Here is a 13,723-nt window from a genome sequence, read left to right on the forward strand (position 1 = left end):
GGACGTATGAACCAATTATTTAAAACCTTTGAAAAAAAATCAGATCTCATTCAGCTTATTTGTTTTCCTTTTGCAGGCGGATATTCCGCCTCTTACCGTCCGCTCTTTGAACAGCTGAAGGACATGGCCGAAGTGACAGCAGCAGAACCTCCGGGTCATGGAACGAACCTCATGCCGCTTGAAACAAGCATTGACCGGCTGGCTGAATTGTATAAAGAAGGACTGACAGGAAAATTAAACCGTCCATTTATTTTGTTCGGACATTCCATGGGCGGACTTGTGGTGTACAGGCTGACTCAGCTGCTAGAAAAGGAAGGCATCGATCCGGCAGCAGTTGTCATTTCTGCCATTCAGCCGCCGCAAACAAAAAGACAAATATTGACCCATTTATCGAATGAAGCATTTGTTCAGCAAATCGCTGAAATGGGCGGGATTCCAAAGGAATTGTTAGAGAACAAGCCAATGATGGATTACTTTACACCATCCTTACGTGCCGACTATCAAGCATTAGAATCCTTCCAGCACACAGACAAAACAATCATTGAATCACCCGTTTATTTATTGAACGGAAAGCAAGATAAGAAATGCATGGAAGACGCAGACGGCTGGCTAACATGGGCAAACGCCATCGAACGCACTGATTTCGAAGGAGGCCACATGTATATCAACACACACCTCGAGCAGTTCGCAGAACATATGAGGCATGTCATTGAGCAGACAACAAAAAAGCAATTCATCAGCCAATAAAAGAAAACAACGGCCCCGTCAAACGAGGGCCGTTGTTTTCTATAGCACTGAATATCATTTTAAACGCAGAGAAACTGCTATTTAGGATAACGTTTCAAAGAATCTTTTTTCAAGCTGACCTTCATCAAATATTTCTTCGGAAGGTCTTTTTTCTGAATGAACGATTTGTCCTTCATTTATAAAAAGGATCTCGTCACATAAGTTAGCGGCAAATTGCAGGATGTGTGTAGAAAGAATGATCGTTTTATTTTGAGCCTTAAATTCTCTTAGATGTCTTTTCATAAGTGTCATATTTGCTGGGTCTAGACCGGTAAATGGTTCATCTAATAAGATAATAGCTGGATTGTGTAAGGTGGTTAATATAAAAGAAATTCTCTGCCTCATCCCTCGGGATAGAGAAGAAGAGCGAATATGGGCTTGTTTTTCAAGCCCATATTTTTCTAATAAATGTTGAATCTGTTTTTTATTTAACGGTTGTTCAACTAGCATGGATTGATATTTAATCAATTCGAAGCATGTTAAGTTTTCAAAAAGTGTTGGATCATCTTCCATGTAACCGACAGTTGAAAAACCATTTGCTATATCCTTTTGTATGATCAATTCACCTTTATCTGGTGTGATCAACCCCGCGATTATTTCAAGAATGGTTGTTTTTCCAGCACCATTTTTGCCTAATAATCCAACAATTGAGCCTTTATGAAAATGTAATTCATGAATTGATATTTTGAAGTTGGACTCTGTATATTCCTTGATTAGATCATGAATTGAAAGCATACAATCCCTCACTCGAATAATGTTTTAACTGATTTGCAGTTTTTGTTAATCGTTTTATCCCAAAATAAAAACATGATGACGATGATGATCACTGTACAAACAATCATGATCGTATTTGCCGCAATAAAAGAGGCTAGGTTATATGAGGACATAACGGATAAGCCTAAAATGAAACTGAAGCAAAGGTTTAATGTTAATTTGCTCAGTGTGCTAGGAACTTGATACACATACTCCCATTTAAAATAAGGAAATAGAACAGTAGAACCAACTGTGCATACGCCTATTAAAACGCTACTAACTAACAAAGTAAATATCACATAAAAGGGGTGATCTACATTTATTGTAAAAGTAGAAAAGATAGCATATACAATACAAAAAAACATATGTAATAAAACGGATAATATCAACTTAGAGTTTATTTTGTTCTTTATAAAGTGAGGTAACCTATGTTTTAAAGGAATAATGGGACCATCAACATCAAAAGAGACATAAGATTGAAGGGCGTTAGAAATAAAAATCATAGGGAATATCACACTAAAGATAAACAAAAAATCATTTTCTATATTCAGTGTTTCGATTTGGTTTGTATGAACACCATACAGAATGAGAGTAAATAGACCACCAGATATTGTTAATATAAATAGTAAAACCGACCATTGTATTGGAGGGTTTCTCAAAAGAAGGGTGATTTCAAAAAATAAAATATGATCGAAAGATCTTGATGTTGTGTTTTGATGATTTCTATCCTTCTCATCTGAATGGAAGATAGGCGTATATCTAAGGTTCTTTTTCCAATTGATTAACAAAATAAGACTAGTAAGAAAGATCAAAGCAGCAAGCGTAAGCACCAATTGGTTAGAAAAAGGAATAGAAAATAATTCGAATTTAAAAACAAAAAACATCCAAGAAGCAATGATCCCAGTGGTGATGTGTTGAATCATGGGTGTGATTGAAAAGAATCTAGGTCTAGTAAGAAGTAATAATAAGTTCAATCTAAGTAAATATCCGAATAATAACGAGCTAATGCCTAAGGCCCCAAGAATAAAAGAATGATACAAAGCATGTGTGTTTAAAATCATGCAGAAAGAACCTAAAAAAAAGCATATAAAACCAATCATGACACCGAAAAATTTACTCATATCTTTCCCAAAAATATATTGATCCATATTCAATTTTAGGATGGCCATTTGTTTTTTATCTGAAGAAAATAAGATTCGCATAAGACTTTTATCAAGGTGAATCGTTGTTAAAAAAATGAAAAAAGAGATGTAGATGATTGATACGTTTTTGACAAAAAACGCAAGCAGTCCACCTAGGAAGAGTGGTGCTAGTATGTAGTTCATCGCAAATAACACATATAAATAAGGTCTGTTACGTTGATAGCCTCTTAACTCGTTGAGGATCAATATCTTTGTAAATACTATAAATATATGCACTCATAACACGTCCATTTTAGTTTGTATAATAAGGAAAGGTTCTCTCTCCTTATTATACAAAAAAATACAAGACAATAAATGGTTTTGTTGTTAGTTTTGTCTAGTTCTTCTGTGTTGAATTCCCCTTCCTCACCACATTCCCGCCAATCACTCCGCCAATGACGAGCACAGCCCCGATGAGGTGAACCATATCAATCGTTTCATGTAAAATAAGGACGCCAGCGGCAATGGTAATGAAAGCAGAAAGATTGTTAAAGATACTCACTTTTGCTGCTTCAAGGTGGGAAAGAGCATAGTTTGATAAATACGCTGTGAGCAGTGATGAGAGAATGCCTAAAAAGAGCATAGACCATACAAAGGATGGCTGCGTAAACGGACTAAAAAACTGCGGTAGTGTAGCATTTACCGAGTGCCGAATGAGAGCAGCAGCATTAAAGAAGACAAATCCAAAGAATGTCATCACGAAAGTCAGTTCAATGACATGGAATCGCCGTGTCATCACCCTGGCAAATACGCTATAGGCACTGGATGATAAGGCTGAAAGTAAGATCAGCACATAACCAATGAGATGGGAATGTTTCACATCAATTCCCTTCACCACAAAGAGGAGCATCACCCCGGACACAGAAAGAATGGTAAACAGCACCTGAATCGAGGTAGGGCGTTCCTTTAAACACCATGCTGCAAGCACCATTGTCAAAATAGGGATGGTCGCCTGAATAATGCCGGCCTCTGATGAAGAGGTGAACATTAGCCCCCACACTTGAAATGCAAAAAACAACACAGGATAAAGCAAGGAAAATGGCACAATGTAAATGAGATCACGCCATTGAATGGAAAAACGGTACTTTTTTCGTAAAAATGGAAATAGCAAAAGAGCCGCTGCGAAAGAAACAGTAAATCGGTGTGCCAATACATCAATCGGATTCGCTGATGCTAAGGCTACTTTGACAAACAAGAATGAAAAACCAATAATGCAGGCGTATGCGATCGAAGCAGCATACGCTTTTTGTTTTGACATATCCATCAGAATTCTCCTTACAAGAGCATGCATGCTTCAGTTGAATTGACCGGTTCTGTCTTTTTATCGTAAACGGATCAAGTAAAGTGTACAATAAGAGTTATTGATATCTGTACCGGTACAAGGAGGGTAGTACTGTGAGGAAATATGATCAGCTTGTGTTGAATATAAAAAACAAAATCGAGAGCGGTGAATACAATGCTGGAATGAAAATTCCATCCATTCGTCACTTAGCGGCTCAATATGCTGTGAGCAAAAGCACTGTCATAAAAGCACTAGACACATTAGAGCGTGAACACTTGTTGTACTCTGTAGAAAGAAGTGGCTATTTTGTTGTGAAAACCAATCAGTCAGCCGTTAAGAAGGGAGGCACATGGATTGATTTTGCTTCCTCTGCGCCTGATCCCATTGTATTTCCATATGTCGATTTTCAGCACTGCATCAATCAAGCGATTGATCTGTATCAAAATGATTTATTTATCTATGGCACCACCAATGGATTACCATCTTTACTGCCAATTATTTCAAAGCGTTTAACGGATTATCAAGTGTTTGCCTCTCCAGAACAGATCGTCATGACTTCTGGTATTCAGCTGGCTTTATCGATTTTAAGCACCATCCCGTTTCCAAATGGAAAACAGACCATATTGGTCGAACAGCCAGGCTATCACCTATTCCTCCAATACTTAGAGAAAAACCAGCTGCCTGTCCGGGGGATTCAGCGGACGGAAAAAGGACTCGATCTTCAGGAATTGGAGCGTATCTTCCGAGAGGAGGATATTCGCTTTTTCTATACGATGCCAAGGTTTCAAAACCCGCTTGGAACGAGTCTGTCGAAACAAGAAAAAATAGCGATTGCAGCCCTTGCCGAAGCATATGATGTCTACATCGTTGAAGACGATTATTTGGCTGATTTAGAATTCGATACAAAAAGAGACCCGATCTATTCATATGATCAGGCGGGGAAGGTCATTTATTTAAAAAGCTTCTCAAAAATCATTTTTCCGGGGCTTAGAACAGGTGCTGTCGTCTTACCAAACGAGCTGATTGGCCCCTTTAGTGAACATAAACGGCTTATTGATATAGACAGCTCGATGCTCTCGCAGGCTGCTTTAGAAATTTATTTGAAAAGCGGGATGTTTGAGCGTCATAGAGAAAGGATGCAGGCGACCTATAGAGCTCGATCCAAACAACTTGTGGCCTGTTTGAAAAATGATCAAGGCGCTTATGAGCTGGGAGAAGAGGAGCCAGCTACCCATACCCACGTTCGTGTCGACCGGTCCATTCCGATGAATCAGCTCATTCAGCAGCTAAAAAAGGCTTCTGTGATGGTTCAGCCGATCGACCGCCATTTCATTTCTACTTATCAAAAGGAGCCTATACTTCAACTGAACATTTGGCATGTAAAAGAAGAGGAAATCGCACTAGGCGTCGATTTGCTAAAGTCATCACTTCAACAAATCACACGTTATTAAGGCGAGATAGCATGTTCTCACAAGTGAGTATCTCGACGTGCTCAGCCGCAGCGGGTTTTCTTGTACAAACCGCCATTTGGTAGGCAGGATCAAGTGAATATGTTTGGACAACGCAAGGGGCTTCGTGATCAGGTAATCTCAAAGTAGCCTGTCCATCCTCTGACAAGCGAGCGGTAAAGGATGAGAGACCATAGGATATTCCCTTCCCTGTCAGCTTGATAAAAGCCTCCTTCATGGACCATAAATGAAAGAAATAGGCTTCCTGCCGTTCTGCCGGCTGTGAGAGTAAATCTTGATATTCGTCAGCTGAAAAAAATCGTTTGGCAATGGCTAAATCAATCGGTTTAATCTCTTCAATATCAATGCCAACAGGCGCATCATCTACTGCGCCCACGACCCAATCACCAGAGTGAGAAAGATTAAAATGAAAAGAAGGAATTTGCCGGACAACAGGCTTTCCATTCCCTTCTGTTTCAAAAATGATCTGTTCCATAGGCAGTGCGTACATCTCATGAATGATGTGACGAATCAGTACCTCACCTAAAAGCGTTCTTCTTGCATCGATCAAAAAACGAAAGCGCTCAGCGGCGGCGCGTTTTTCAAGTGATACAAAAGGCTTCAGCTGTTCTATTTGTTTTCGTGCATTTTTATCATCTAAAGGTTGTAATTGAATAGCGAAAATCTTCATAATGGACCTCAATTTTTTACATTTATTGTACCATTGGATGAACCTCTGCAAAAGAGAAACAGACATCCTGTTCAATGAAAGCACAAAATGACAGGAAGGTGCGGGCGGTTCTCGATATAGTTGAAAAGGAAGGAGAGGGAAAAATGATTCACTTGATCATGGATAGTATCAATTATATGGAAGAGAGGCTGGATCAGCCTTTGCAGATCGAAGAAGTGGCAGAGGCCGCCTGTATGTCTAAATTTCATTATCAGCGGCTATTCCATATGCTGACAGGAATTGCAGTAGCAGAATATATTCGCAAAAGACGATTAACCCTTGCGGCAGAAGAATTCATGACCAAGCAAGTGAAAGTTATTGATGCGGCGGTGAAGTATGGCTATGAAACCCCAGAGTCGTTTGCGAAAGCCTTCAAGCGGCATCACGGATATACACCGGCAGCAGTGAAAACAGGCGAGTATACAGTGAAAGCCTACCCCCGTCTCTCCTTCGAACTTCAAATAAAAGGAGTCGAACCGATGCATTATCGAATTGTGGAAAAGGATTCATTTTCAATCATGGGCAGAAGACTAAAGACAACAACAAAGAATAGCCAAAACAAACAGGATATTCCCGCCTTTTGGAAGCGTGTCAATCAAGAAGGATGGACGGATTCACTGGCTCATGCAGCTGGAGAACTCGGATATATCGGTGTATGTGCGCATTTTGATGAAACGCTTGAAACATTTGACTATATCATTGGGATTGAGCAAGGTGAGGAAGAACCAGATTCGACCATGACAGTCGAGCAGATTCCGGCCAGTACATGGGCTGTATTTCAGGCAAAGGGGCCTGTCGAAATCGCTGTGCATTCAACATGGACACGTATTTTCACAGAATGGTTTCCTGCCTCAGGATATGAGCATGCTGGGGGAATGGAGATGGAAACGTATCCTTTAGATGGAGAGATACATTCTCCAGATCATGTGACATTGATTTGGATTCCAATCCGTAAACAATCATAAAAAAGGCAGCGTATCTCGCTGCTTTTTATCCTTGTTTGAGGACGTGAACACCGTTTGGATCGGTCGTATTCATCCCATGAGAATCCATCATCTTCACTTCAAGTAAAGAGAGACGTTCTCCCTTTTTCCAATGAATAGGTTGTGTCAAACCGTCCAGCAACTGATCGACCGCAGGTGTATGAGTCAAATCAGGTACTGCGATCGTCATCTCGGCAATTGCTTCTTCACCAGTTTCAATCACATCTGTCCGCCGTTGCAATTCAAGCCTTAAGCGCATTGGTGTAGAAAGAAACGTTCTTCGCTCCCCGGTCTGGATTGCCCAGGTTCTCTTTTGCGCTTGTACCAGCAACTGATCATATTCATCATCAGTCACTAGAAAGCCGATGTGATCAAAAAGGACTTTTTTACTATAACCAAATGTGATATTGATCTGTCCCTTTCTCATCTCAATGATTCGGAAAGAGGGCTTCTTCTCTCTAAAATCATCCCATGTCTGCGGAGGAGGAAAGGAACCTTCCTTTGCGAAACGCCCCTTTACTTCAAAGCCTAATGAGGTGTACGCCTTCTCCGTCTCCTCAACAAATGGTGTCCAGTAATGATAATGGAAAAGCTGCATCAGAGGATCATCTCCTGTTTTGAGAATATTTCGTCTATTTAGTTTAGCACAAAACAAGCCATTCTTTTAGTAGAATGGCTTGTTCTTATCGGGTAAGGGTTTGAACAGGTTTCTCCGCTGTTTTTGTAATGAGCAGCTGCAAGAGCCGTGTCGATTGTGGCAATGAAAAGCGAAGGACGAGTCCAGTAAAGATGGCCGTCAGAATCGTTCCAATGCCAATCGGGCCGCCGAGCATCCATGCAAATAGGAGCACGGTTAACTCAATACCATTTCGAACCCACTGTACGTTCAGCCCTGTTTTTGCTGAGATGAGCAGCATTAATGAATCTCTTGGCCCAGCGCCAAGATTAGCTGAGACATAAATGCCAACGCCATACCCAGACACAATCACGCCCGTAATAAATACATATAAAGCAGGTAAATACCCATGTGGTGCAGGTAATACTGCATTAAAGAAATCAATAAACACGCCAATCAGCACCATATTGAGAAGGGCGCCGATCTTTGGAAAAGATTTCGTGAAAACAGATGTCAGTGTCACAATGAGTGCACCAATAATGATCGACCATTGTCCAATGGTTAAACCAAAATGCTGAAACAGTCCATAATGAAAAGCGTCCCACGGACCAATGCCAAGGATCTTTCCCTTCACTGTCAGCGATAGTCCAAAAGCAAGTACAATCAATCCAACAAAATAAAAAAACCAACGTAAAAGATGTTCCCGCTTCAAAAGCTTTCCCTTCTTTCTTAAACACTCGATTTCAATCGTAACATACTCGCACGCCCCTTTAAATGGCTTTGCTCAATTGTAATCGCTTACTCAATAAAAAGAATTTTTTCCATAAAAAGAGCAGAAAACATCAAATTTTGGAGCAAGACTTTTGCCTTGTTTTTTTTAACAAAGTGAACCAATAATTAACAATTTTTAAGAAAATAAGAAAAAAATTCAATATAAAATGACAAAAAAACAACCTTTATCCAATTAAAGAATATTCAAGATAAATTAGAATAGATTGTATGTAAATTGCGCCGTTAGGCCTGTTTTTATTGATAGATAAAATATTTTAATACACGATAAAAAAACTTGTTTTATTGGAAAAAACATAGATGGATCAGATGTCGAAAGCTGTATATGACAAAAGGGCTATTTTTGTCGAAAATAGTCTTTTAGTCATGTTGAGGGTTCTGAAATGTTACTGATATTCTTTACCAAAGTGTGGGAGGTGAACTGGTACATACCATTATGATTTAGAGCAGGGAAAAGGGGATGTCAAAAAATGAACATATTAAAAAGAACGAGTCAATTATTTCTAATATTGGTGCTGATTGCTGGAAATTTATTAACAGTTTCGCCACCTGTTACGAAAGCCGCTGGGACGGTGGTTGTCAATAACGCAGATTCCTACATGATTGGAAATGGGAAGTTAGTTCTTTATCAGCTTGATGGGCAAAATCCAACAAACGTAAAGGCTAGTGTACAGGTGAAGGGAATTAATTCGACTGTAGTGAACGGTGTTGCTGTGAATGATCAAGAAAACACTGTGTATGCAACTACGACAGCAAGTGGAGAGCCAGTTCTTTATAAAATAAATGCGACCACTGGACAAGCAGAGCGTGTAGGTGTTTTAGGCGGAAGAGCGCCTAATGCCGTTGTTTATAACGGTAAATATATTCATTCGTATGCGGTTGATGGAGAACCCTACCTTGCAACGTACGACTTAGCAACTGGTCAAAAAACGTCTAAGAAAATTGTCGGTTATGACGTTGGTCCTGGCATTGGCGGAGACATTGGCGGAGACCTTGTCGTCGATAAGGATGGCTATCTTTGGTTCGCATCTAATACCAGTGGATCCATTGCGCAAATGAATCCTGAAACAGCTGAAGTCATTCGAGTGATTCCAATCACAAATGCAGATGGTAAACCGATTGAGGGAGGAGTACGAGGAATTAGCTTTTTGCCAAATGGACAAATGCTATTACAATCAGGAAAAGATGACTCTATTGGTCATTCTACTCTTTTTACACTTGATGCGAAAACATTAAGTACAACATATATGGGCACTGTAGGTGATTCATTATCTTACGACTTAGCTTCAAGGGTGAAGCCTGAATTCGATCCATATCCCCCTAACCTTGAATCAGAAAAATCTGTTGCTTTACAGAAAAAAGCAGAAGGCAACACAGATGAAAAGCATCCAGAAGTAGGCGACACTTTGCTTTATACAATTAGAGCAAAAAATACGGTGCAATTCGGCATTCTTAAAAATCTGATCATATCAGATAATCTTCCGAGCAGCTTAACCTATGTTTCTGGATCTCTTAAGGTAGATGGCACAAGCGTAACAGATGCAAAGGATCAAGACAAAGGTGATTTTACAAACGGTACTGTGACAGGTCAAATAGGTGATGTGAAAGACACCGATTGGCACACTGTGACATTTGAAGCGAAAGTAGCAAAAGGGCAAGCTGGCAAGGATATTCAAAATACAGCGAATGTCAAAGGGGAAAACACACCGCCAGACAATCCAACAACAAACATAGAAATTTATCCTCGTGATCCGAAGCTTGAATCAGAAAAATCAGCGGTCTTACAGAAAAAAGCAGATGGGAATACAGATGAGAAGCACCCAGAAGTAGGGGACACATTGCTGTATACCATTCAAGCCCGTAACGCTGTTGAAGATAGTGTAATAGAAGACCTTGTGATTTCTGACAAGTTACCTCAAGGATTATCTTATGTACCAAATTCACTTCAGGTAGATGGAAATCCAGTCACAGATACAAAAGATGACGACAACGGTGATATGACAGACGGAACTGTCACTGGAACGTTCGGTGAAGTGAAAGATACGAAATGGCATACCGTGACGTTTGAAGTCACAGTTGAAAAAGGCCAGGCAGGCAAAGATATTCAAAATACAGCGAGTGTCACAACCGGCAACACACCACCAGACGAGCCGACAACGAATGTAGAGATCTATCCTCGTGACCCAAAGCTGACTTCTGAAAAATCAGCGGTCTTGCAGAAAAAAGCAGATGGCAATACAGATGAGAAGCATCCAGAGGTCGGTGATACACTTCTTTATACGATTAAAACAAAGAATACGATAGAAGACAGTCTTGTTGAAAATTTAGTGATCTCAGACGAACTGCCGGAAGGATTAGCGTATGTGCCGGATTCACTTGAAGTGGATGGAGAGGCAGTCACTGACGCAAAGGATGACGATAACGGAGACTTCACAGATGGTACCATATCAGGACAATTTGGTGACATTCAAGATACAGATTGGCATACCGTGACATTTGAAGTGACGGTTGAAAAAGGACAATCTGGCAAAGACATTCAAAATACAGCGAGTGTCACAGGTGAAAACACACCACCAGACGATCCGACAACAAAAACAGAAATCTATCCTCGTGATCCAAAGCTGGAATCAGAAAAATCAGCGGTCTTGCAGAAAAAAGCTGAAGGTAACAAAGATGAGAAGCATCCAGAAGTAGGAGATACCCTGCTTTATACAATTAAAACAAAGAACACGATAGAAGACAGCCTTGTGGAAAATCTAGTGATCTCAGATCAATTACCAAAAGGGCTGACGTATGTCGCTGGGTCTCTTGAAATTGATGGAGAATCTGTCACAGATGTGAAAGACGACGATAGCGGAGACTACACAGATGGAAAGGTCACCGGTTATTTTGGTAATGTGAAGGACACAGATTGGCATACCGTGACGTTTGAAGTGACAGTTGAAAAGGGACAGGCTGGTCAAGACATTCAAAACACTGCCGAAGTAACAGGTGAAAACACACCGCCAGATGATCCAACAACGAAAACAGAAATTTATCCTCGTGAACCAAAACTAGCATCAGAAAAGACAGCGAGCATTCAGAAAAAAGCAGAAGGGAACACAGATGAAAAAACACCACAGGTAGGCGATACCCTTCTTTATACGATCAAAACAAAGAATCTTGAAGAGGACAGCATCGTCGAAAATCTCGTGATTTCAGATCAACTGCCAGAAGGTCTTGAATACGTCGAAGGGTCATTAAAAGTAGATGACCAAGCCGTCACAGATGCAAAAGATGACGATAACGGAGATTACACAAAAGGCACAGTCACCGGACAATTTGGTGATATCAAAGACACGGACTGGCATACTGTGACGTTTGAGGCGAAAGTAGCCAAAGGACAAGCAGGTAAGACCATTCAAAATACAGCAAAAGTAACAGGCGAAAACACGCCGCCAGATGAGCCGACAACCGAAACAAACATTGATCCAAGAGATCCAAAGCTTGAATCAGAAAAAACATCTGAGATCTCTCAAAAAGCAGAAGGCAATACAAATGAAAAACAAGTTCAGGTAGGCGACACCCTTCTTTACACCATCAAAACAAAAAATAGTGTAGAAGACAGTGTCATCAAAGATCTAGTCATCACAGATCAACTGCCAGAAGGTCTTGAATATGTCGAAGGGTCATTAAAAGTAGATGACCAAGCCGTCACAGATGCAAAAGATGACGACAACGGAGACTACACAAAAGGCACAGTGACCGGTCAATTTGGCGATATCAAAGATACAGACTGGCATACCGTGACGTTTGAAGCGAAAGTAGCAAAAGGCCAAGCGGATAAAACCATTCAAAACACAGCGAAAGTAACAGGCGAAAACACACCGCCAGATGAGCCGACAACCGAAACGAACATTGATCCAAGAGATCCAAAGCTTGAATCAGAAAAAACATCTGAGATCTCTCAAAAAGCAGAAGGCAATACAAATGAAAAAGAAGTACAAGTAGGCGACATTCTCCTTTACACCATCAAAACAAAAAATAGTGTAGAAGACAGTATCATCAAAGATTTAGTGATCGCAGATCAACTGCCAGAAGGTCTTGAATATGTCGAAGGATCATTAAAAGTAGATGACCAAGCCGTCACAGATGCAAAAGATGGTGACAACGGAGACTACACAGAAGGCACAGTAGCCGGACAATTTGGCGATATCAAAGACACGGACTGGCATACGGTGACTTTTGAAGCGAAGGTCGCGAAAGGAACTGAAGGTAAAACCATTCAAAATATCGCAGTTGTGAAGGGTGATAATGTTGACGAACCAGACAAACCTGAAAACTCAACAACGGTAGTACCGCCGCATGTGCCAGAGGTGCCAGCAAATCCAGAGCAGCCTTCTCATTCAGAACCGGATACACCTGGTCATCATCTTCCGAACACTGCAACAGAGATGTACAACCTTTTACTAGCAGGATTTGCACTTGTACTAATAGGTGCATCCCTTATTGTATGGAAAAGAAGAAAAAGAAACGGATAATCGTCCATGTTTCAAAAAATCATCTCAGCTCTATTGATTACAGCAGGTATTTGTCTTGTGATTGTAGGATATATGAAAATCGTTGATGGACAAAGACAAGTAGATCAATCATTCCAGTCAGCGCAAGCAGCCATCCAGCAAAAGGGGAAAATGGATTCCTCTTTTGTGCCGGAGGCTGGTGAAACCATTGGGCTCTTGCACATTCCAAAGTTAAACGCTGAGTTACCAATTGTAGAAGGAACAGCGGCGGAGGATTTGGCAAAGGGAGTGGGTCATTATCACGAGAGCTATTTTCCTAACGAACAGGGACAAATCGTTTTATCTGGGCATCGTGATACTGTGTTTAGACGAACAGGAGAACTTGTGAAAGGGGATCAACTTGTCATAGAGCTTTCATACGGTCGGTTTACCTATGAAATTGAGAAAACAAAGATTGTGAAAAAAGATGATCAAAGTATTATTACACTACAACAGGAAAAGGAAGAACTTGTCCTCACCACATGTTATCCTTTTTCTTTCATTGGGCCTGCGCCAAACAGATATATTATATATGGGAAGCGTGTTTAGCCACTGGAGCAGCCTGCAGCTCATTCTTTTCATTAACCGATTAGAGCGCTTAATCCCTTGATAAACAG

Annotated in this window: 11 protein-coding genes; 5 read left to right on the forward strand and 6 right to left on the reverse strand. The window is 40.6% G+C overall.

Annotation, left to right across the window (positions count from 1 at the left end):
- Positions 1 to 6: 6 nt before the first annotated feature.
- Entirely contained in the window at positions 7 to 747 is a 741-nt protein-coding gene (locus tag NSQ52_RS02050) for an alpha/beta fold hydrolase (protein ID WP_178929450.1), read from the forward strand.
- An 81-nt stretch (positions 748 to 828) separates the two neighbouring features.
- Here the strand turns inward: NSQ52_RS02050 and NSQ52_RS02055 are convergent, their stop codons facing one another.
- From NSQ52_RS02055 to NSQ52_RS02065, 3 genes are all read right to left on the reverse strand, one after another.
- Positions 829 to 1,521, reverse strand: coding sequence for an ABC transporter ATP-binding protein (locus NSQ52_RS02055; protein ID WP_342473869.1), 693 nt, complete (start codon positions 1,519 to 1,521; stop codon positions 829 to 831).
- Between the two features lie 8 nt (positions 1,522 to 1,529).
- A complete protein-coding gene (locus NSQ52_RS02060; protein WP_342473870.1) occupies positions 1,530 to 2,864 on the reverse strand; it encodes a hypothetical protein in 1,335 nt (444 codons plus the stop codon).
- A gap of 193 nt (positions 2,865 to 3,057) precedes the next feature.
- Positions 3,058 to 3,984, reverse strand: a complete 927-nt coding sequence (locus NSQ52_RS02065) for a DMT family transporter (RefSeq protein ID WP_060811887.1) — start codon at positions 3,982 to 3,984, stop codon at positions 3,058 to 3,060.
- 131 nt (positions 3,985 to 4,115) lie between these two features.
- Here NSQ52_RS02065 and NSQ52_RS02070 point away from each other — a divergent pair, with 131 nt between their 5' ends.
- Positions 4,116 to 5,453: a PLP-dependent aminotransferase family protein gene (locus tag NSQ52_RS02070; RefSeq protein ID WP_274660779.1), complete on the forward strand. Its 1,338-nt coding sequence runs from the start codon at positions 4,116 to 4,118 to the stop codon at positions 5,451 to 5,453.
- On the opposite strand, the gene NSQ52_RS02075 is transcribed toward NSQ52_RS02070, so the two are convergent.
- Positions 5,440 to 6,141, reverse strand: a complete 702-nt coding sequence (locus NSQ52_RS02075; protein ID WP_024720180.1) for a 4'-phosphopantetheinyl transferase superfamily protein — start codon at positions 6,139 to 6,141, stop codon at positions 5,440 to 5,442. The genes NSQ52_RS02070 and NSQ52_RS02075 overlap by 14 nt on opposite strands.
- A 143-nt stretch (positions 6,142 to 6,284) precedes the next feature.
- Between NSQ52_RS02075 and NSQ52_RS02080 the strand changes: the two genes are divergently transcribed.
- Positions 6,285 to 7,145: an effector binding domain-containing protein gene (locus NSQ52_RS02080; RefSeq protein WP_178929453.1), complete on the forward strand. Its 861-nt coding sequence runs from the start codon at positions 6,285 to 6,287 to the stop codon at positions 7,143 to 7,145.
- Positions 7,146 to 7,170: 25 nt separating this feature from the next.
- Here NSQ52_RS02080 and NSQ52_RS02085 read toward each other — a convergent pair whose 3' ends face one another.
- Together NSQ52_RS02085 and NSQ52_RS02090 are read right to left on the reverse strand one after the other, a co-directional pair.
- On the reverse strand, positions 7,171 to 7,761 hold the full coding sequence (locus NSQ52_RS02085; RefSeq protein ID WP_342473871.1) for a hypothetical protein: 591 nt from the start codon (positions 7,759 to 7,761) through the stop codon (positions 7,171 to 7,173).
- Positions 7,762 to 7,846: 85 nt separating this feature from the next.
- The gene (locus NSQ52_RS02090) at positions 7,847 to 8,491 is read right to left on the reverse strand and encodes a YitT family protein (RefSeq protein WP_007498187.1); all 645 of its coding nucleotides are present in this window, start codon (positions 8,489 to 8,491) and stop codon (positions 7,847 to 7,849) included.
- Between the two features lie 547 nt (positions 8,492 to 9,038).
- Here NSQ52_RS02090 and NSQ52_RS02095 point away from each other — a divergent pair.
- Both NSQ52_RS02095 and NSQ52_RS02100 read left to right on the forward strand, forming a co-directional pair.
- Complete coding sequence (locus NSQ52_RS02095) at positions 9,039 to 13,088, forward strand: isopeptide-forming domain-containing fimbrial protein (protein WP_342473872.1); 4,050 nt, start codon at positions 9,039 to 9,041, stop codon at positions 13,086 to 13,088.
- A 6-nt stretch (positions 13,089 to 13,094) separates the two neighbouring features.
- Positions 13,095 to 13,655, forward strand: a complete 561-nt coding sequence (locus tag NSQ52_RS02100; RefSeq protein ID WP_039166256.1) for a class D sortase — start codon at positions 13,095 to 13,097, stop codon at positions 13,653 to 13,655.
- The last annotated feature ends 68 nt before the right edge of the window (positions 13,656 to 13,723 follow it).

Source organism: Bacillus sp. FSL W8-1141 (assembly GCF_038593205.1).
GTDB lineage: Bacteria > Bacillota > Bacilli > Bacillales > Bacillaceae > Bacillus > Bacillus altitudinis.

Excerpts from the sequence above, each read along its gene's own strand:
- NSQ52_RS02065 (WP_060811887.1), bottom strand. The coding sequence starts at position 3,984 with ATGGATATGTCAAAACAAAAAGCGTATGCTGCTTCGATCGCATACGCC.
- NSQ52_RS02095 (WP_342473872.1), top strand. The coding sequence starts at position 9,039 with ATGAACATATTAAAAAGAACGAGTCAATTATTTCTAATATTGGTGCTG.
- NSQ52_RS02050 (WP_178929450.1), top strand. The coding sequence starts at position 7 with ATGAACCAATTATTTAAAACCTTTGAAAAAAAATCAGATCTCATTCAG.
- NSQ52_RS02100 (WP_039166256.1), top strand. The coding sequence starts at position 13,095 with ATGTTTCAAAAAATCATCTCAGCTCTATTGATTACAGCAGGTATTTGT.
- NSQ52_RS02085 (WP_342473871.1), bottom strand. The coding sequence starts at position 7,761 with ATGCAGCTTTTCCATTATCATTACTGGACACCATTTGTTGAGGAGACG.
- NSQ52_RS02075 (WP_024720180.1), bottom strand. The coding sequence starts at position 6,141 with ATGAAGATTTTCGCTATTCAATTACAACCTTTAGATGATAAAAATGCA.
- NSQ52_RS02060 (WP_342473870.1), bottom strand. The coding sequence starts at position 2,864 with ATGAACTACATACTAGCACCACTCTTCCTAGGTGGACTGCTTGCGTTT.
- NSQ52_RS02080 (WP_178929453.1), top strand. The coding sequence starts at position 6,285 with ATGATTCACTTGATCATGGATAGTATCAATTATATGGAAGAGAGGCTG.
- NSQ52_RS02055 (WP_342473869.1), bottom strand. The coding sequence starts at position 1,521 with ATGCTTTCAATTCATGATCTAATCAAGGAATATACAGAGTCCAACTTC.